This is a genomic window from Pseudonocardia sp. ICBG162, from assembly GCF_020496225.1.
In the GTDB taxonomy this organism is placed as follows: domain Bacteria; phylum Actinomycetota; class Actinomycetes; order Mycobacteriales; family Pseudonocardiaceae; genus Pseudonocardia; species Pseudonocardia alni.
In genome coordinates, this window is record NZ_JAHLJD010000002.1 from 12,153 (window position 1) to 31,476 (window position 19,324).

A 19,324-nucleotide genomic window follows, 5' to 3' on the forward strand; every position below is an offset into this window, starting at 1 on the left:
TCCGGGCATGCAGCTGGCCAAGGTGCTCGGCCAGGTCGTCTCGACGATCAAGGGCCCCGGACTCGAGCGGTTCACCCTCCTGCTGGTGCAGGAGGCCGACTCCGACGACCCGGAGCGCGACGGCGGAGCCGTGTTCGTCGCGGTGGACACCGTCGGTGCCGGGGTCGGCGAGATCGTGCTGGTCTGCGCGGGCGGAGCCGCCCGGGTGGCGGCCGGCCCCGACGTCCCCACCGACCGCGCGGTCGTCGGCATCGCCGACACCGTCGTGCGGGTCGGCAGCGTGACCTACCAGAAGACATGACGACGGTCGCCGATCCGGCACCGTCGGCACCACACCGGCATCAGGAGGAAGACATGGCTCCGACGACTGGAACCCCGGCCGTCCCGGCCCTGCGCGGCGCGCTGGGACTCATCGAGACCAAGGGGCTGGTCGGTGCGATCGAGGCGGCCGACGCGATGGTGAAGGCCGCCAACGTGCAGGTGCTCGGCCACCGCGAGATCGGCGGCGGCCTCGTGACGATCATGGTCCGGGGCGACGTCGGCGCGGTGAAGGCCGCCACCGACGCGGGCGCCGTGGCCGCGGGCAAGGCGGGCGAGGTCGTCTCGGTGCACGTGATCCCGCGGCCGCACGACGAGACCGAGAGCATCCTCGCCGTCCTCACCCGGCCCAAGGGCTGACCGGCCCCACCCCACCCCGGCCGGGCCCGACCCGCACCGGTGCACGCCCGACGTGCAGCGGTGACCGGGCGTGCCCGCCCACGACAGAGACGGAGGTGTGGGGATGACCGCGACAGCGCCCGCCGACCCGCGCGGGCTCGACGCCGACCTGGCCGGACTCGCCGACGTCCGCGCCAAGGCCCGCGCGGCGAGGGCGGCCTTCGACGCGATGGAGGGGACCGACCAGGAGACCCTCGACCGCTACGTCCGGGCGATGGCACGGGCGGGCACGCAGGCCGCCGAGGAGCTGGCCCGGCTCGCCGTCGACGAGACCGGCTACGGCGTCTACGAGCACAAGATCTACAAGAACCGCTACAACACCGGCTTCGTCGCCCGGTGGATGCTGGAGCGCCGCGCCGTCGGCGTGCTCTGGGTCGACGACGAGGCCCGGGTGACCGCGGTCGGCTCCCCGATGGGCGTCATCGCCGGGATCATCCCGGTCACCAATCCCACCTCGACCGCCCTGTTCAAGTGCCTGGCCGCGGTGAAGTCGGGCAACGCGATCGTGCACGCCCCGCACCCCCGTGCCGCCCGCTGCACCCTGCGCGCGGTCGAGATCATGGCCGAGGCCGCCGTCGCGGCCGGCGCCCCGGAGGGCCTGGTCTCCTGCCTGGAGCACCCCACCCTGGCGGCCACCGCGGAGCTCATGCGGCGCGAGGAGATCGCGCTCGTCATGGCCACCGGCGGGCCGGGCATGGTGCGCGCGGCCTACTCCAGCGGCAAGCCGACGATCGCCGTCGGGGCGGGCAACGTCCCCGCCTACGTCGGGGCGAGCGTCGCCGACCCGGCCGAGGCCGCCGAGATGATCATCACCTCGAAGTCGTTCGACAACGGCACGGCGTGCGTCGCCGAGCAGTCCGTCGTCGTTGTCGAGGCGGTGGCGCCGGCCTTCCTGGCCGCGTTCGAGCAGCGTGGCGCCTACTGGATGAACGCCCCCCAGCAGGCCGCGCTGGCCCGGGTGCTGTTCGACGAGCGCGGCGCGATGCGCCCGGCCTCGGTCGGGCAGACCGCGATCCGCCTCGCCGAGACGGCGGGGTTCGCCGTGCCGTCGTCGACCCGGGTGCTCGCCTGCGAGCTCGACACGGTCGGCGTGGACACCCCGCTCTCGCGGGAGATCCTCGGCCCGGTCCTGTCGGTCTACCGCGCCGCCGACCGCGACGCCGGGTGGCGCCGCTGCCGGGAGATCCTGGCGCTCGACGGCGAGGGGCACACGGCCGCCGTGCACGCCTCGGACCCGGAGGAGATCGCCCCGTTCGGTGCGCTGCCCGCGGGCCGGATCGTGATCAACACACCGGCGCTGTTCGGCGGGATGGGCTACTCCACCGACGTCGACCCCTCCTTCCAGCTCGGCACCGGCAGCTGGAGCGGGTCGATCTGCTCGGACAACGTGACCCCCCTGCACCTGATCAACATCAAGCGGATCGCGCACGAGGTGCGTCCGTGGCGCACCGTCTACGACCCGGTGGAGCTGTAGCCGTGGCGACCGCGACCGCGGGTCGCCGCCCGGGACGCCGGCGTCCGGCGCGCGCCGCCGAGACGCGCCGGACGCCGGACCAGCTGCTCACCGCGGCGGCCGCCACCGCCGGGTCGGTGGCCCGCGACGGCGCCCCCGACGGGCCCGCGGCCGCCGCGCTGGCCGCCGCGGCCTCGCTGCGGGCCGGGGTCGACCTCGGGACGGCCAGCTGCGTGCTCGTCGTCCTCGCGGTCGCCCCGGACGGCACCGAGCACCCCGTGTGGATCGACGCGTCCCCGTCGGGTGCGCTGGCCGACGGCGTCGTCGTCGACTTCGCCCGCGCAACCGCGACCGTCCGCCGCCTGCGGGAACGGGCCGAGGCCGGGCTCGGCGTCGGGCTGGGCGCCGGCGTACCGGTCGCGACGGCCCACCCGCCGTGCATCCCGGCCGCCGACGCGAAGGCCTGCAGCTACGTCTGCGAGACCGCCGGGTTCGACCGGGTCGCGCTCGTCGACGAGGTCGCGGCGGCGCAGCGCACGCTCGGGATCCGCGACGGCGTCGTCGTCGACGTCGGGGGCGGCTCGACCGGGGTCGGGGTCTACCGCGACGGCGCACTGGTCGCGCTCGACGACCGCGCCGGCGGCGGCCACCACCTCGACCTGATGCTGGCCGGGGGCCTGGGCATCGCCGTCGAGGAGGCCGAGCCGTACAAGCGGGCCCACCCGGACGAGGCGTTCCCCCTCCTGGTCCCCGGGGTGCAGCGCATCGCGGAGAACGTGCGCGCGCTGACCGTGGGCGCCGAGGACCTGCCGCTGCACATCGCGGGCGGCGCCCTGATGATCGCCGGTGCGCAGCGCGTACTGGCCACGTACCTGGAGCGAACCGTCGTGACCCATCCGCACGCCCTGCTCATCACCCCGATCGGTATCGCCCGTGCGGAGGTGCCCGCATGAGCAACGGGACCCCGACCCTGCGCACCTATGCCTTCGTCGACCGGATGCAGCCCCAGTGCGCGGCGCACATCGCCGCGACCAGCCCCGGCGACGTCCCGCTCGCGGGGATGGCCGAGCTCTACATCGAGATGGCCCCCGGCAACGAGGTGTTCCGGGCCGCCGACATCGCGCTCAAGGCGGCCGGTGTGCGCCCGGCCCTGCAGATCATCGAGCGCGAGTTCGGGCTGCTGGAGATCCACTCCGAGCAGCAGGCCGAGGTGCTCGCCTCCGGCCAGGCGATCCTGGACGAGCTCGGGATGACCGAGGCCGACCGGATCCGGCCGACGATCGCCTCCACCCAGTTCATCACCAACGTGCACCCCTACCAGGCGCAGCTGCTCAACAAGTGGCGCAAGGGCTCCATGCTGATGCCGGGCCAGAGCCTGTTCGTCATGGAGGTCGCGCCCGCCGCCTACATCGCGGTCGCCGCCAACGAGGCGGAGAAGGCCGCGAACATCACCGTCATCGAGCTGCGCGCGGTGGGCCGGTTCGGCCGGATGTTCCTGTCCGGGACCGAGAGCGAGGTGCAGTCGGCCCGCGACGCGGCGGTCGCCGCGCTGGAGGGCGTCCACGGCCGGGAGCTCGCGCGATGAGCGTCATCGGAGCGGCGCAGGTCGACGACGCCGCCGCGGCGAAGGTCCTGCGGGTCACCGCCCGCGACGTCGTCACCCCGCTCGCCCGCGAACGGGCCCGTGAGCTGGGCGTGGAGATCGTGACCGGCCCGGCCTCCGCCGGGACGGCGGGCACGTCCGCCACGCAACCGGCACGACCCCCGGTCGCCGCGGCGGGCCGGCCGGCCGCACCACCGGGGGGCGCGCCCCCGCCGCCCCGCCCGGTCGCCTCGGTACCGCAGCCGGCCGGCCGCCCGGTCACGCCGCCGCCGTCGCCGGTCGGGCCGGTCCCGTCCGCCGCGGCCGTCGCGCACCTCACGGGGGCGGCGCCGCCCCCGGTGCGTCCTCCCTCGGGTGCGCTGTACCGGCGTGGTGCGCCGCTGCCGGACGTCGTACGGCCGGGCGGTGCCGGGTCGCGTCCGGGCGCGGGCCGCTCCGGCCGGGTGGTCGTCGTCGGCGCGGGCAACGTCGGCATGATCGCCGCGATGCGGCTCGCCGACGCCGACGTCTTCGCCGAGGTCGTGCTCGTCGACATCGACGCCGGCCGGGCCGCGGGCGTCGCGCTGGACCTCACCCACACCGCCGCGCTGTCCGGGTTCGACACCCGGGTCCGCGGGGTCGGCACGGTCGAGGAGGCCGGCCCGGCCGACTACGTGGTCATCACCGCGGGCCGGCCGCGCAACCCCGGGATGAGCCGGTCGGACCTGATCAGCACGAACGCCGCCATCGTCGGTGACGTCGCGGCGCGGGTGGCGGTGACCTCGCCGGGAGCGGTGATCGTCGTCGTCACCAACCCGCTCGACGAGATGACCCAGCACGCCTGGAAGGCCTCGGGATTCCCCTCGGAGCGGGTCCTCGGCATGGCCGGGGTGCTCGACACCGCCCGGTTCCAGGCGCTCACCGCGCTGACCGGCGTCGCCCGCGCCGACCGGATCGACGCTTGGGCGCTGGGCAGCCACGGCGAGGAGATGGTCATCCCGCTGTCGCGGGCCACCGCGGACGGGCGGCCCCTGAGCACAGCGATCCCCGCGGCCGACCTCGACGCGATCGTGATGCGGGCCCGGGGTTCGGGCGGCGAGGTGGTCGGGCTGCTGAAGAAGGGCAGTGCCTTCATGGCACCCGGCCTGTCGGCGGCCCGCATGGTGCTGGCGATGGCCGCCGACTCCGGCGAGGTCATGCCCGCCGCGGTGCTCGCCGACGGCAGCTACGGCATCCGTGGGGTCTACGTCGGGCTCCCGGCCCGGCTGGGCCGCGGCGGCCTGACCGGGATCGTGACGATCGACCTGCGGCCCGCCGAGCTGGAGGCGCTGGCCGAGGCCGCGGCCCGGATCCGCGAGCGGCTCGCCGACCTGGCCGAGGCGGCCTGACGCCGTGCGCGCGGTGACCTACGCGGGGGACGGCGCGGTGCGCGTCGCCCCGGTGCCCGACCCCCGGATCGAGCAGCCGACCGACGCGGTCGTCGAGGTCCGCAGATCGGCGGTCTGCGGAACGGACCTGCACCTCCTCGCGCACGACGAGGGGCTGCCCGCCGGCACGGTGCTCGGCCACGAGTTCGTCGGGCAGGTCGTGGAGACCGGCACCGCGGTGCGCGGGCACCGCGTCGGCGACCTCGTCGTCGGCGCCGACTTCGTCGCCTGCGGCACCTGCTGGTGGTGCCGGCGGGGTGACCACTGGGAGTGCGCGGAGCGGCGGTTCTTCGGCACCGGCACCGCGTTCGGCCCGCCGCTGGCCGGCACGCAGGCGGAGCTGGTCCGGGTGCCGCACGCCGACACCGTGCTCCGGACCGTCCCCGACGGGGTGTCCCTCGACGCGGCCGTCTTCCTCGGCGACACCCTCGCGACCGGCTACGCGGCGGTGCGCCGCGCCGACCTGCAGCCCGGCGACACCGTCGCGGTGGTCGGCGGTGGCCCGGTCGGCCAGCTGACGGCGCTGGCCGCGCAGGCCTGCGGCGCCGGAGCGGTGCTGCTCGTCGAGCCGGTCGGGTCCCGCCGCGCGGTCGCGGGCCGGGAGGGCTCGGTCGCCGTCGCCCCGGAGGAAGCGGTCGCGGCGGCACACGGGCTGACCGACGGGCGGGGCGCCGACGTCGTCGTCGACGCGATCGGTGGCCCGCGCGGGCTCGGCACGGCGTTCGAGCTGGTGCGCCGCCGCGGCACCGTCGTGTCGGTCGGCGTGCACGACGGCACCTGGGACCTGCCCGCCGGACGGGCCTTCGCCGACGAGCTCACGCTCCGGTTCGCGATCGGCGACCTGATGCGCGACGGCGACCGGCTCCTCGCCCTCGTCCGTTGCGGCGCAGTCGATCCGACGGTCCTCGTGGAGGACCGGGTGTCCCTGACCGACGCACCGGACGCCTATCAGCGGATGTCACAGCGACGTACGCTGAAGTCGCTGATCGTGTTCTGACGGCTGGGGGTGGGATGACGACACTCGACCGGGTCGGAGCGACGACGGGCGTCGACGCCCTCGGCAGGCTCCTGGGCACCGTCCCGCCGTCCCCGGCCGCCGCCGCCGAGCTGCTCGTCGGCGCGGCGACCCTGCTGGCGGGCACCTCGATGACCGTCGCGGCCTGGCGGGACGGCCGGTGGCAGGTGCTCGCCGGCTCCGGGGTCGGGATGGCGGGTCTCCCGCCGGGCGGCCCGTCGGCGGCCGAGGCCCGGTCCGGCCGGATCGTCGGGCCGGACGGCGCCGCCGCGCTGTGCTGGGACCCCGAGGTCCGGCTCGCCCCGGAGCCCGTCGGGCTCCTCCGGCAGGCCCGGGTGTGGATGTCGTTGCAGCTGGCCGGGGCCCGCGCCGACGACGAGGAGTACGCGGCGACGGTCGAGGCCGACGCCGTCCGCGAGGTGTCGCGGCGGCTGCTGTCGGTCCGCGACCTCGACCAGGTCCTGCTCACGGTCTCCGAGCAGACACTGCGCCTGCTCGAGTCCGACATCTGCGGGGTGATGCTCCGCGAGGGCGACGTCGTGCGCATGCGCGCCTGCGTCGGCAACCGGGCGACGCAGACCGCGCGGCTGACGATGCGCCGCGGTCAGGGCGTCGCCGGGCTGGTGTTCCTCACCGGGGAACCCGCCAGGATCGACTCCTACCTCGACGACGAGACGATCAGCGACGACTTCAACTCCCTGGCAGAACGGGAGGAGACCCGGTCGGCGCTCGCGGTCCCGCTGCAGCTGCAGGGGGAGTTCCTCGGTGTCCTGGAGGTGTGGCGGCGGCGCCGGTCGGTGTTCACCGACCGCGACATGCGCCGGATGGTCACCCTCGCCGACTTCGCGACGATCGCCATCGACAACGCCCGCCTGCACGACGAGCAGGTGGCTGCCGCGGCCGAGCTGAGCCGGGCCCACGAGGCGCTGCAGAACCAGCACACGCTGCTGGACCGGGCGTCGCGGCTGCAGCAGGAGCTGCTGCGCATCGTCGTCGGCGGTGGCGGTCTGCCCGCGGTCACCCGGACCGTCGCGACCGAGCTGGGCTGCGAGGTCGCGGTCTACGGTCCCGACGGTGCGCGGGTGGCGGGCCACCGGGCCCGGGACTTGGTCTCCCGGCTGCCCGCGTCGGTGCCGACCCGCGGCGGGGAGATCGTGCCGACGCCGGAGGACCGGGCCTCGCTGGCGCACCCCGTCTACGCCGACGGCGACCAGGTCGGCCAGGTGCTGTTCGCCCGGTGCGGACCGTCGCAGGACCTCCTGGCGGCCGTCGCCGGGCAGGTGGCGATGGCCTGCTCGCTGGCGCTGATGCGCGAACGGGCGGTGGGCCGGGCCCGGGCCGAGGCCGCCGAGCAGGTGCTCTGGGACCTGCTGCAGGGCTCGGTCGAGCACCGGCTCGCCGCGCGCACCCGCGCCCAGCACCTCGGCATCGCCCTGACCGGGGGCCTGCGGGTGCTGCACGGCCGGATCGAGAACGTCGAGGTCCTCACCGCCCAGCACGGCTGGGACACCTCGCAGGTCGACCGGGTCCGGCGCCGGGTGCTGCGGATCGTCCGCACCCTGCACGGCCGCGGCCTGTCCCTGGCCAGCCTGCGGGGCGACCTGCTCGTGGCCGTCGCCGCCGACCTGGACCGCATCGGCGCGAAGAACCTGGTGAACGCGTTCTCCGGGGCCGTGCACTCCGAGCTCCCGGAGCTGCGCCTGCGGTGGGGGATCAGCCGTGAGTACCACGAGGCCGTCGACCTGCCGAGCGCGTTGAACGAGGCCCGCACCGCGCTGTCGGCCGCCAAGCGCTTCGGCGGGCAGGACGTGTTCCTCTACGAGGAGCTGGGCATCGTGCGGCTGCTGCTCGGCTCGGGCGACGACCCCGACCTGCAGACCTTCGTCGACGAGGTGACGGGCCCGCTGCTGGACTACGACCGCGACAACGACGGCTCGCTGATCCGCACGCTGCGCGCGTTCTTCGACGCCGACTGCTCCCAGAAGCTGGCCGCGGACCGGCTGTTCGTCCACCACAAGACCCTGCGCTACCGGCTGGAGCGGATCCGGAAGCTGACCGGCCTGGACCTGGGTCGCCATGAGGACCGGATGCGCGCGGACTTCGCCTTGCGGCTGCTGCAGGTCACCCGGCACGACGACCCGGAGGACACCGACCCGGGCCGCTGACCCGGGCCGCCGGGGCCCGCCCGCTCAGGTGGTGCGGGTGGGCTGCACGGCCTCGCCGATGACGCCCTCGGTCTCCTCGTGCGGACGCGGGATGACGTGGCTGCTGTACAGCTCGCCGACCCGGGCCGCCGCGGCCGTCCCGGCCGCGACCGCGGCGTTCACGGCGCCGACGTCGCCCCGGACCAGCACCGAGACCTGGCCGTTGCGCAGGGTGCGGTACCCCTCGACCTCCACGTTGGCGGCCTTCACCATCGCGTCCGCCGCCTCGATCGCCCCGACCAGGCCCCTGGTCTCGACCATCCCGAGGGCGCCACCGGCCCGTCGTGCGTCCGACATGGAGCCGTCTCCTCTCGAGCGGGACACCGACGCCTGCGTCGGCCCGACCCACGGTAGGTCCGTGCGGCGGGGGGCACGCTGTCCCGCCCGGACAACGGGACCGGCGGGGGTTGTCCCCGGCGGAGCGGCCGCGCGGCCGCTCCGGGGAGGGACCCAGGTGGGTCAGCCGGCCGGCCGGGGCGTCGTCGGGCCCGCCCGGCGCGCGATCACCCCGACGACGTCGGAGGCGGTGACGATGCCGTCGATCCGGTCCCCGTCGGCGACGAGGACGGCGTCCCGCCCGTCCGCCGCCATCGCCGCGGCGGCCGCCGACAGCGGCGCCGACGACGGCAGCACCGTGACCGGGCCGTGCACCTCGGCGACGGTGAGGACGGACCGGCCCAGCGGCCCCCACTACGCGGCGACGCCGCGGAGCAGGTCGGACTCGGTCACCAGGCCGGTGCACCGCGGGCCCGCGAAGACCGGGAGGTGGTGGACGTCGTGGGCGAGCATCAGGTCGAGCGCGGTCCGGACCGGTGTCTGCGGGGTGACCGCGACCAGGCGCGGCGACACGACCGTCCGCAGCGGCGGGTCGTCGTCGAGGGTCTCGGGCGGGGCGTCGGGCCGGAACCCCGCGCGGCTGTCCTGCTGGCTCATGGTCATCCCTCCGTCGACCGGCGCCGTCAGCCTGCGCCGCGAGGGACCCGGCGGGGACGGGCCGGAGGTCCCGCCGCGACCACCGGCCCGGACCCGGATCCCGGTGACCTCCGGCCCCGGCGCGGCGGGACCTCCGCCCCACGCCACCGGCACCGGCGCCGGGCAGCGTGGGGACTCCGGAGGAGAGGGGCACACCATGACCACATCGAGGGACCTGCCGGACGTCGTGGGCGTCGACGGCTCGGAGGCCGCGCTGGACGCGGTCCGCTGGGCGGTCCGCGACGTCGCGGGCCGGGGACGGCCGCTGCGCCTGGTCGCGGCGGTGCCCGGCACCCCCGTGACGACCGGCGCCCGGGCGCGGGCCTGGGACGACCGGCGCAAGGCCGCCGTGGCCGCCGCGGAGGAGAACCTGCGGGTCGCCGCGGCCGTCGCGACCGACACGCTGCCCCTGGGGGCGGTCGGGACCGCGCTGCGCGAGGGGACCCCCGCGCAGGTGCTGGCCGAGGAGTCGCAGCGGGCGGCGACCGTCGTCGTCGGGCACCGCGGGCGGGGCGGGTTCCGGGGCCTGCTGCTGGGGTCGACCGGGGTCTCGCTGGCCGCGACCGCCGGCTGCCCGCTGGTCGTGGTGCGGGGGAGCGCACCGGCGACCGGTCCGGTCGTGGTGGGCGTCGACGGCTCGGGGGACGCGGCCGCGGCCCTGGACTTCGCGGCCGACGTCGCGGCGCGCCGCGAGGTGCCGCTGGTCGCGGTGCGTGCCTGGTGCGACCCGGCGACGGACCCCGCGGTGGCGCTGCTGCTGGACCCGGAGGCGGTGGAACGGGAGGAGGCCGAGGAACTGGAGCGTGCCGTCGCCCCGCTGTCCGAGGAGTTCCCCACCGTGGAGGTCCGGACCCGGGTCGTGCACGGGTCGCCCTCGGCGGTGCTGACCGGTGCGTCCGACGGCGCCGGGCTGGTCGTCGTGGGGACGCGCGGGCGGGGGCCGCTGTCGGGCCTGGTCCTCGGCTCGGTCGCGCAGGCGGTGCTGCACCACGCCGGGGCGCCCGTGGCCGTCGTGCGGGACGGTGCACCGCCTAATCGATAATGACATCCGGTACTGTCAGGGCGTGGCCCCTCCCTCGTTCGGCGTCATGCTGTTCACCCACCGCTTCCCCGGGCAGAGCGCGACCGAGGTGTTCGCGCTGGCCGCGGACGTCGCGCAGGCGGCCGAGGCGCACGGGTTCGCGTCGGTGTGGACCACCGAGCACCACTTCCTGACCGGCTACGGGATCAACCCCTCCGCGACGACGCTGGCCGCGTTCCTGCTCGGCCGCACCCGGCGGGTGCGGGTCGGCACGGCCGTGACGATCCTGCCGACGCACCCGCCGGTGCACGTCGCGGAGCAGGCGGCGCTGCTCGACCAGCTCTCCGGCGGCCGGTTCGACCTCGGCGTCGGCCGGGCCGGGCCGGTGGTGGACCACGAGGTCCTCGGCACCGGCATCGAGCGGTGGCGCACCGGGCTGCCCGAGGCGCTCGGCCTCGTCCTCGACTCCTTCACCGGGCGGGTGTCCGCCGACTCCGAGCACTACCGGTTCCGCGAGGTCGCACCCGGCCCGGAGCCGTACACGCGTCCGCACCCGCCGGTGCACGTGGCCGCGACCTCGGCCACCGGGGTGGAGCTCGCCGCCCGGCACGGCCTGCCGATGCTTTTCTTCTTCTCCCAGACCGCCGACGAGCAGGCCCGGCTGGTCGCCGACTACGAGCAGCTCACCGCGGCGCGGCCGGTGCACGGCACCGCGGCCCTGGCCCATGTCACCGACTCGGTCGCCGAGGCCGAACGGGTCGTCCACGAGCGGCTGGCGCCGGTGTTCGCCTCCGGCTACGCCGAGTACGTGATGGTCGAGGAGTACGGCGGCCCGCGGCCCACCCCCGACGAGCTGGCCGCGGGCATCCTCGCCCGCCAGCCGATCGGTCCGCCCGAGCTGTGTGTCCGCCGGCTCGTCGACCTGGTCCGGGGGAGCGGGGCCGGACGGGTGCTGCTGCACGTCGAGTCCTCCGGTGAGCGCGACGCGGTGCTCGCCAACGTGGAACGCCTCGCGACCGAGGTGCTGCCCGCCGTCCGGAAGGAACTGGAGAACCCGTGAACGACACCTACGACGTGGTGGTCGTCGGCGGTGGGCCCGCGGGCCTGTCGGCGACCCTCGTGCTCGGCCGCCAGCGGCGTCGCGTCCTGCTCGTCGACGCCGGCGAGCCGCGCAACGCCCCGGCCGCCGAGATGCACATGTACCTCGGCCGCGACGGCGCGGACCCGGCGCAGCTGCTCGCCGACGGCCGCGCCGAGGTCGACGCCTACCCGACGGTGACCCGCCGGGCGGGCCGGGTCACCGGCGTCCGCGGCGCCCTCGACGACTTCACCCTCGACCTCGACGACGGCACCGTCGTACGGGCGCGGCGGCTGCTGCTGGCCGGCGGCCAGGTCGACGAGCCGCTCGACGTGCCCGGGCTGGCGCAGCGGTGGGGCGGCTCGGTGTTCCACTGCCCGTTCTGCCACGGCTACGAGACCACCGGCATGGCGCTCGTGGTGATCGGCAACGGCCTGGCCGGGATGCTCGCCGCCTACGTGCGGGACCGGTTCAGCGACGACGTCGTCCTCGCCACCCACGGCCCCGCCGAGCTGCCCGGCTGGGTCGCGGCGAACCTGGAGGCGCGCGGGGTGCGGGTCGTGGAGTCCCCGATCACGGCGATCGAGGGAGACCTGGGCGCGCTCGAGCTGCGCTTCGCCGACGGCACCACCCTCGCCCGCGACGGCATCTACCACCGCGCCCCGACCCGTCCCGGCACCGTGCTGGCCGGGAGCCTCGGCGCGACCGTGCTCGACGACGGCGCGATCGCCGTCGACGAGTGCGGCCGGACCTCGGTCCCGGGGGTCTCCGCCGCCGGCGACGCGGCCCGGCAGCCCGGGCTGCCCGACGGCGTGACGCTGGTGAGCGTGGGCGCCGGGAACGGCGTCGCCGCGGCGGTGTGGCTGGAGCAGGAGCTGTTCCGGACCGGTCTGCCGGTCGCCCCCGGCCAGGGGTGAGCCCCGCCGGGTGCCCCGGGCGCCGGCCCGGGGCACCCGGGTCAGTACCGCAGCTCGTCCACCGAGGGGTCGGCGGACAGCCGGGCGGCCGTCGTCACCGGGTCGAGCACCTCGGCGGCCCGGCCGACCCCGGGCGGGACCCGGCCCGCCAGCACGTCGGTGACGGCGAGCGCGGTGAACGCGCCGGTCAGGGCGAGCGAGTCGGTGGACCGCAGCAGCACGCGGCGGGCGCCGTCGGCGTAGCGCGCCGAGGCGAGCAGCGTGATGGCGACGCCGTGCGCGGCCACGTCGGCGTCGGCGGCGGCGATGACGGCGTCGACGTGCGCCAGCGGGTCGCCCGACGCCCAGGCCGACGCGAGGGTGTCCGGCAGCCCCGGCCCCGGGAACACCGAGTAGGCCCGCAGCTGCGCCGCACCGGTGTCCGCGGCCAGGCGCTGCGCCTCGGCGGTGAGCAGCGGCACGGCGTGCACCGGACCGTCGAAGCCCGGCAGCGACACCGCGGGCTGCACCGCCAGCGCGGCCTCGACGGGTCCGCCGTCGCGCCACAGCGCCCGGGGCAGCCCGTAACGGGGCGGGACCGACAGCAGCACGTCCGCCGCCGCGGCCGGGGTCAGCCGGTCGGCGCCACCGGCGTAGAGGGCCAGCCGCCGGGCCCCCGGCGGGAGCAGACGCGGCAGGAGCCCCGACAGTCCGGGCACCACCCCCGTACCCAGCACGACCGAGCGGTCGCCGGTCGGGAACGGGTCCAGGTCGCCGGCCGGGTCGACGAGGTGGGCCCCCGCGGCGAGCGCCGCCGCCAGCACGGCCGGGGTGAGCCGCAGCGACGGTCCCGCGCACTGCACGACGACGGCCGCGCCGGCGCAGAACCCGGCCAGGGCGTCGGCGTCGCCCGCGTCGACGCGCACGGCCTCGGCCCCGAGCTCGGCCGCCGGTGCGGCGAGCGCGGCCGCGTCGCGGGCCCCGAGCCGCAGCCGCACCCGGCCCGTCGCGGCCAGCCGTCGCGCCGCGGCCCGCCCGGTCGCCCCCGAGGCGCCCAGCACGGCGACCAGCGGACGGGGGGCCCCGGCCATCAGGACGCCCGTCCGGCCGCCGCGACCCCGGCGACCGTCGGGTCGGCGAGGAAGGCCCGTACCGGCACCGGGTGGTCCAGCTCGGCGGCGAGGCGGGCCAGCACCCGGATCGCGAGCAGCGAGTCGCCGCCCGCGGTGAAGAAGTGCACGGTGCGGTCCAGCACCGGGATCTCCAGGAAGTCCTCGAACACCTCGGCCACCGCCTGCTCCGCGCCGTCCGCGGGCGGGCCGGGAGCGTGCGTGCGACCGGTCCCGGGCAGCGCGCCGATGCGCAGCCCCTCCCCGGGGACGGGGTCGAGGGCCTCGGGCAGCTCCGGCACGGCGTCCCAGCCGGGTCCGTCGGCCAGCGCCGTCGCGAGCTCGACCAGCTCGGCGAACGCGGCCGTCACCTCGTCGTCGACGAACAGCTCCGCGACCAGGGAGAACACCAGGACGAGCTGCTCGTCGATCTCGAAGCAGCGGGTCTCCAGCGCCACCTGCGGGGTGCGCAGGTGGTGGGTGTAGTCCCCGGCGCGCACCCGGCCCAGCGGCCCGGCCTCGCTCGGCAGCGGGCTGCCCATCGCGGCGTCCATCCCGATCGTGGACTGGAACACCACCGGTGCCACCGGGCGGTGGGTGCCGCGCCGGCGCCCGACCTCCCGGGCCACCTCGACGCCCGGGACGAGCGTGTGCGCGGCGTGCTCGGCGAAGGTCCGCTGCACGGACCGGGCCAGCTCGGCGAACGACGCCCCGGTCTCCGGGACGACCGGCAGCAGCATGGTGGTGGCGAAGCCGCCGATCATGCGGTGCACGTCGGGGTGCAGCGGCAGGCGTCCGGTCTGCAGCGAGTTGAGCAGCATCCGCCGGTGTCCCGACCAGCGGGCCAGCACGACGGAGAACGCCGTGAGCAGCGCCGTCGCCGGGGTGACCCGCTGGTCGCGGCAGGCCGCGCGCAGCGCCGCCCAGCGGGCCGGGTCGAGCCGGAACTCGCGGTGCTGCATGACGGTCGGGGTGACCTCCTGCGGGTCGACGACCAGCGGCAGCGCGGGCGGGGCGGGCAGCGCGTCGATCCGCTCCCACCACCAGTCGCGGTCGGCGGTCCGGCCGCGGGTGCCGCGCAGCGCCCCGACCGCCTCGACGTAGTCGCCGGGGTCGATCTCCAGGGGGTCGAGCACCGCGTTCCAGTCCTGGGCGAGTGCCAGCAGCTCGTGGGTGAGCACGCCGGCCGACCAGCCGTCGAAGAGCAGCAGGCTGAACGCGCCGTGCAGCAGACCGGCGTCGCCGGGCAGCAGCGTCAGCCGGATGTCCAGGCCGGGGCCGGACACCGGGTCGGGCCCGCTGACGTTCATCAGGTCCCGCAGCGCGGCGAGCCGGGCGTCGATCTCCTCCGGTGCGGCGTCGCGCAGGTCCAGCACGGTCGGGGCCGGCAGCGCCCCCGGCGCGCCGGTGGGCAGCACGTACTGGCGGCCGTCGGCGTCGACCCGGGCGCGCAGGCCGGGCTGGCGCCGGGCCAGCCGCTCCAGGGCGTCGGTGAGGGCCTCCGCCGCCTCGTCGCCGTCGATGGCGTCGAGGGGGTAGTCGACGTAGTAGTGCGCCGAGGCGTAGGACAGCTCCCAGCCGTCCTGCTGGCCGACGAAGTAGCCCTGCTGCAGCGGCAGCAGCGCGAACGGGGCGTGCGGGTCGGCGCGACGGCGGGTGATCGCGGGCAGTGACCCGGCCGACGGATTGCTCACCCGATCGGTGACGAGTGCGGCGATCTCGCCGACGGTCGTGTCCACCCGGACCTCGGCCAGGCCGAGCGCGACGCCGAGGCGCTGCCGGATCAGCGCCGACATGCGCACCGCCAGCACCGAGTCACCGCCCAGGACGAGGAAGCCCACGTCGTCGGGGATCTCGGCGGGTGGCAGGTCGAGCAGTTCGGACCAGACGGTCGTGATCTCGGCGGTGTGGTCGGCGGTCGGTGGGGCGGTCATACCGGAGACCGTAGACGATATTGACAATCAGACTCAATAAGGCGAGAGTCGCTGCGGCGCCGAGCTCGTCACCCACCCGTGTCACGCGTGCGCCACCGCCCCGAACTCCCGTACCCGGAAGGGACAACCGCATGACGGTCCGGCTCGACGACGTCCTCGCCTGCCTCGCGGAGGTGCTGGACCGGCCCGACCAGCTCCCACCGGACGTGCCGCTGACCGAGCTGGGCCTCGACTCCTTCACCGCCGTACGGCTGCGCCGGCGGCTGCGCGAGGAGACCGGGCTCAGCCTGCCGCTGCCGGACTTCCTCGGTGGCGCGACCGCACGCACGGTGGTCGGGACGGCCGCCGGCGAGCCCGCTCCCGCGGCGGACCCGCCGACCGCCGGGACCGCCGCACCGGCGTCGCCGCCGGACGGCACCCCGTTCCCGCTGACCGCCGTGCAGAGCGCCTACCTGGTCGGCCGGGACCCGGCGTTCCCGCTCGGCGGGGTCGCGACGTTCTGGTACCAGGAGTTCGACCGGGTTCCCGACGGCGACCCGTACGCCGACCTCGACCGCCTCGCGGCCGCCTGGGACGTCCTCGTGCGCCGGCACCCGATGCTGCGGATGGTCGTCGGCGACGACGGCCGCCAGCGCGTGCTCCCCGAGGTCCCCGCGACGCGGATCGCCACGGCCGACCTGCGCACCGACCCCGACCCCGACGCCCGGCTGGGCGCGCTGCGCGAGGAGTGCTCGCACCAGGTGCGCGAGCCGGGGACGTGGCCGCTGCACGACCTGCGGGCCGCGCTGCTCCCGGACGGGCGCACCCGCCTGCACATCGGCATCGACGTGCTCGCGCTCGACCTCACGAGCTGGATGGTGCTGATGCGGGAGTGGGGCGAGGTCGTCGCCGACCCGGACGTCGCGCTTCCGCCGCTGCCGACGACCTTCGCGGCCCTCACCGCGCGGACGACAACCGATCCCGCCGAGCGGGCGCGCCGCGACCGCGACCGCGCCTACTGGGCGGACCGCGCACCGCTGCCCGCCGGACCCGCCCTGCCGTGGACGGGGCTGCCGTGGACCGACCCGCCCGGCGACCCGGCACCCCGGATGACCCGGCACACCGCCGTCCTCGACACCGACGCGTGGAGCCGGCTGCGCGCCGCCGCGGCCCGGCACGGGCTCAGCCCGACCGGCGCGCTGCTCGCCGCGTTCGCGTTCGTGCTCCACCGCTTCGGCGCCGAGGAGCCCTTCGCCCTCAACACCACCCTGTTCGACCGCGACGACGTCGCCGCCGGTGACGACACCCCGGGCCTGGACCGGGTGGTCGGCGACTTCACCAGCACCGTGCTGGTCGCCGTCGAGCCGCCGGACCTGCGCGCCTGGGACGGCTTCGCCGGGTTCGCCGAGCGCGTCAACCGGCGGTTCTGGGCCGACCTGGAGCACCGCTCGGTGCCCGGGGTCGAGGTCACCGCGGGCACCGCCGGGCCGCGCGACCCGCGCACCGGGCTGCCCGCCCCCGCGCACCCGGTGGTGTTCACCAGCGGACTGGGGCTCACCGGGGACGGCCCGGCGGCCACGGACTGGCTGGGGGAGGAGGTCTTCGGGATCTCCCAGACCCCGCAGGTGCTGCTCGACCACATCGTCCACGACGCGGGCGGCGTGCTCCGGGTGCACTGGGACCTGCGGGCGGACACCCTGCCCGCCGGGTTCGTGCCCGGGCTGCGCGACGCCCACCGCACGCTGCTGCGCCGGCTCGCCGACGAGCCCGGCGCCTGGACCGACCCCACCCTGGGGCACGACCCGTCGACGGCCGCGGCCGGGCCGGTCGGACCGAACCCGTTCACCGCGTACGGCCCGCTCCTCGACGACCCCTGGCGCGCCGCGGTCCGGCCGGGCCGCCCGGCGCTGCTCGACGCCCGCGGCTGCGTCGCCGCCGACGTGCTCGCCGCCCGCGCGGACCGCACCGGCGCCGCGCTCGCCGGCCTCGGTGCCGGGCCGGGCGAGCTGGTCGCGGTCTGTGTGGACAAGGGGACCGCGCAGGTCACCGCCCTGCTCGGGGTCCTCGCGAGCGGCGCGGGCTACGTCCCGGTCGAGCCGTCGTGGCCCGCCGCACGGATCGCCTCGGTCTGCGCCCGCTCCGGCCTGCGGCACGCACTCGTCGCGCCGGGGGACACCACCGCATGGCCCGACGGGGTGCGCACCCACGTCCTCGACGCCGACGGGGTCCTCGACGGCGACGCCGCAACCCCGCGCCGTCCCGACCCGGGCGACCTCGCCTACGCGATCTTCACCTCCGGGTCGACCGGCACCCCGAAGGGCGTCGGGATCGCCCACCGCGCGGCCCGCACCACCCTCGACGACCTCGAGGCCCGCTACCCGCTGCGCGCGGACGACCGGGTGCTCGCGCTGTCGGCGTACAGCTTCGACCTGTCGGTCTACGACGTGTTCTCGGTGCTCGGCGCCGGCGGCGGGGTCGTGCTGCCCGACGCCGACCGGCAGCGGGACCCCGGCCACTGGCTGGACCTCATGGCGGCCCACCGCGTGACCGTGTGGAACACCGCGCCCGCGCTGCTGGAGATGCTCGTCGAGTACGCCGAGATCGAGCCCGACGCGACGCGGCGCGCGCTGGCGTCGCTGCGCCAGGTCTTCCTGTCCGCCGACTGGATCCCGGTGACCCTGCCCGACCGGCTGCGCGCACTCGCCCCGCAGGCACGGGTGGTCGGTCTCGGCGGCGCCACCGAGGCGTCGATCTGGTCGATCTCCTACCCGGTCGACGAGGTCGACCCGGCCTGGCCGAGCATCCCCTACGGCCGCGCACTGGGCGGCCAGAGCTTCCACGTCCTCGACCCCGACGACGGCAGGCCCTGCCCGGTGGGCCGGCCCGGGGAGCTGTTCATCGGCGGCGACGGGCTCGCCGAGGGCTACGTCGGCGACCCCGACCAGACCGCGGCCCGCTTCGCCGTGCACCCGACCACCGGCACCCGCGTCTACCGGACCGGTGACCTCGGACGGTGGCGCCCGGACGGCACCATCGAGTTCCTCGGCCGCACCGACCGGCAGGTGAAGATCCGCGGTCACCGGATCGAGCTGGGGGAGCTGGAGGCGACCCTGGACCGGCTGCCCGCGGTCCGCCACGCCGTCGCCCAGGCGGTCCGCGGCCCGGACGACCGGCCCCGGCTCGTCGCGTTCGTGGTGCCCGCGGACCCGGCGACCCCGCCCGGCGACGGCGAGCTGGCCGCCGCGCTGCGCGCGGCGCTGCCGCCGTACATGGTGCCCAACCGCTTCGTCGTGCTGGCGGAGCTGCCGATCACCGCCAACGGCAAGGTCGACCACGGGGCCCTGCCGAACCCGTTCGCGGCCCGGTCCGGGCCGGCCGCCCCGGTGCCCCCGGCCGCTCCGGTGCCCCCGGCCGCGGCGGCCACCCCCGCCACCCCCGTCACCGGGGTGCCGGCCCCCGCGCCCGCGGTCGCGTCGACCGGGGCGGAACCGGCCGTGGTCACCGCGGCGGGCGGTCGGGCGCACGCGGCCCCCGGATGGCCCGTGATCCCGCCGCAGGGCATCGAGCTGCGGCTGACCGTCGGGTGCGACGGCATCGGTCCCGTCGACGCGCTCGCCGTCGCCGCGCCGTGGGTCCAGTGGCTGCGCGCCGAGCTCCACACCCACGGCGCGACCGTCGCCGAACGGACACCCGCCGAGGGGCTCGTCGAGCTCGTGGTGACGGCCCCGGCCCTGTCCACCGCCCCGACCCCGGCGACCCCGACCCCGACGCCGGCGACCCCGGCCGCGCCTCCCGCACCGGCCTCCCCGCCCGCGGCCACGGGAGCCCGGACCCGCTCGTCGAGCGGACCGTCGCGCGGGTGTTCAGCGACCTGCTCGGCGGACCGGTCGAGGTGGGCACCCCGTTCTTCCAGCTCGGTGCGTCCTCGCTGACCCTG

General features: G+C 76.7%; 17 protein-coding genes. 12 read left to right on the forward strand and 5 right to left on the reverse strand.

Annotated features, from left to right (window positions below; genetic code table 11):
- The first annotated feature begins 7 nt into the window (after positions 1–7).
- The 8 genes from KPL60_RS00115 to KPL60_RS00150 all read left to right on the forward strand — a co-directional run bounded on the left by KPL60_RS00115 (position 8) and on the right by KPL60_RS00150 (position 8,359).
- Positions 8–301, forward strand: a complete 294-nt coding sequence (locus KPL60_RS00115; RefSeq protein WP_226356115.1) for a EutN/CcmL family microcompartment protein — start codon at positions 8–10, stop codon at positions 299–301.
- A 53-nt stretch (positions 302–354) separates the two neighbouring features.
- Complete coding sequence (locus tag KPL60_RS00120) at positions 355–678, forward strand: BMC domain-containing protein (protein ID WP_208825827.1); 324 nt, start codon at positions 355–357, stop codon at positions 676–678.
- A gap of 103 nt (positions 679–781) precedes the next feature.
- On the forward strand, positions 782–2,191 hold the full coding sequence (locus KPL60_RS00125) for an aldehyde dehydrogenase family protein (RefSeq protein ID WP_226356116.1): 1,410 nt from the start codon (positions 782–784) through the stop codon (positions 2,189–2,191).
- Positions 2,192–2,193: 2 nt separating this feature from the next.
- Positions 2,194–3,123, forward strand: coding sequence for an ethanolamine utilization protein EutJ (gene eutJ, locus KPL60_RS00130; protein ID WP_226356117.1), 930 nt, complete (start codon positions 2,194–2,196; stop codon positions 3,121–3,123).
- Complete coding sequence (locus tag KPL60_RS00135) at positions 3,120–3,755, forward strand: BMC domain-containing protein (RefSeq protein WP_226356118.1); 636 nt, start codon at positions 3,120–3,122, stop codon at positions 3,753–3,755. The genes eutJ and KPL60_RS00135 overlap by 4 nt, the downstream gene beginning before the upstream one ends.
- Positions 3,752–5,140, forward strand: coding sequence for a malate dehydrogenase (locus KPL60_RS00140; RefSeq protein ID WP_226364484.1), 1,389 nt, complete (start codon positions 3,752–3,754; stop codon positions 5,138–5,140). Before KPL60_RS00135 ends, KPL60_RS00140 begins: the two co-directional genes overlap by 4 nt.
- 13 nt (positions 5,141–5,153) lie before the next feature.
- Complete coding sequence (locus KPL60_RS34375) at positions 5,154–6,176, forward strand: alcohol dehydrogenase catalytic domain-containing protein (protein ID WP_226356120.1); 1,023 nt, start codon at positions 5,154–5,156, stop codon at positions 6,174–6,176.
- 14 nt (positions 6,177–6,190) lie between these two features.
- Positions 6,191–8,359 (forward strand): helix-turn-helix domain-containing protein, encoded by a 2,169-nt coding sequence (locus KPL60_RS00150; RefSeq protein WP_226364485.1) that lies wholly within the window; start codon positions 6,191–6,193, stop codon positions 8,357–8,359.
- Between the two features lie 24 nt (positions 8,360–8,383).
- On the opposite strand, the gene KPL60_RS00155 is transcribed toward KPL60_RS00150, so the two are convergent.
- The 3 genes from KPL60_RS00155 to KPL60_RS00165 form a co-directional block, all read right to left on the reverse strand.
- Positions 8,384–8,695: a BMC domain-containing protein gene (locus KPL60_RS00155; RefSeq protein ID WP_226356122.1), complete on the reverse strand. Its 312-nt coding sequence runs from the start codon at positions 8,693–8,695 to the stop codon at positions 8,384–8,386.
- Positions 8,696–8,857: 162 nt separating this feature from the next.
- A complete protein-coding gene (locus KPL60_RS00160; RefSeq protein WP_226364486.1) occupies positions 8,858–9,049 on the reverse strand; it encodes a CBS domain-containing protein in 192 nt (63 codons plus the stop codon).
- 39 nt (positions 9,050–9,088) lie between these two features.
- Positions 9,089–9,331 (reverse strand): CBS domain-containing protein, encoded by a 243-nt coding sequence (locus KPL60_RS00165; protein WP_226364487.1) that lies wholly within the window; start codon positions 9,329–9,331, stop codon positions 9,089–9,091.
- A gap of 196 nt (positions 9,332–9,527) precedes the next feature.
- Between KPL60_RS00165 and KPL60_RS00170 the strand changes: the two genes are divergently transcribed.
- The 3 genes from KPL60_RS00170 to KPL60_RS00180 are packed head-to-tail and all read left to right on the forward strand — an operon-like array spanning position 9,528 to position 12,386.
- Positions 9,528–10,412, forward strand: coding sequence for a universal stress protein (locus KPL60_RS00170; RefSeq protein WP_226364488.1), 885 nt, complete (start codon positions 9,528–9,530; stop codon positions 10,410–10,412).
- A 22-nt stretch (positions 10,413–10,434) separates the two neighbouring features.
- Complete coding sequence (locus KPL60_RS00175) at positions 10,435–11,451, forward strand: LLM class flavin-dependent oxidoreductase (RefSeq protein ID WP_226356125.1); 1,017 nt, start codon at positions 10,435–10,437, stop codon at positions 11,449–11,451.
- Positions 11,448–12,386, forward strand: coding sequence for an NAD(P)/FAD-dependent oxidoreductase (locus KPL60_RS00180; RefSeq protein WP_226356126.1), 939 nt, complete (start codon positions 11,448–11,450; stop codon positions 12,384–12,386). The genes KPL60_RS00175 and KPL60_RS00180 overlap by 4 nt, the downstream gene beginning before the upstream one ends.
- Positions 12,387–12,427: 41 nt before the next feature.
- On the opposite strand, the gene KPL60_RS00185 is transcribed toward KPL60_RS00180, so the two are convergent.
- Both KPL60_RS00185 and KPL60_RS00190 read right to left on the reverse strand, forming a co-directional pair.
- A complete protein-coding gene (locus KPL60_RS00185) occupies positions 12,428–13,456 on the reverse strand; it encodes a saccharopine dehydrogenase NADP-binding domain-containing protein (RefSeq protein ID WP_226364489.1) in 1,029 nt (342 codons plus the stop codon).
- Positions 13,456–15,408 carry a phosphopantetheine-binding protein gene (locus KPL60_RS00190; RefSeq protein ID WP_226364490.1) on the reverse strand — a complete coding sequence of 651 codons (1,953 nt, stop codon included), beginning with the start codon at positions 15,406–15,408 and terminating at the stop codon, positions 13,456–13,458. The genes KPL60_RS00185 and KPL60_RS00190 overlap by 1 nt, the downstream gene beginning before the upstream one ends.
- Before the next feature lie 131 nt (positions 15,409–15,539).
- Here KPL60_RS00190 and KPL60_RS00195 point away from each other — a divergent pair, with 131 nt between their 5' ends.
- Positions 15,540–19,319: a non-ribosomal peptide synthetase gene (locus tag KPL60_RS00195; protein ID WP_226364491.1), complete on the forward strand. Its 3,780-nt coding sequence runs from the start codon at positions 15,540–15,542 to the stop codon at positions 19,317–19,319.
- Positions 19,320–19,324: the final 5 nt, after the last annotated feature.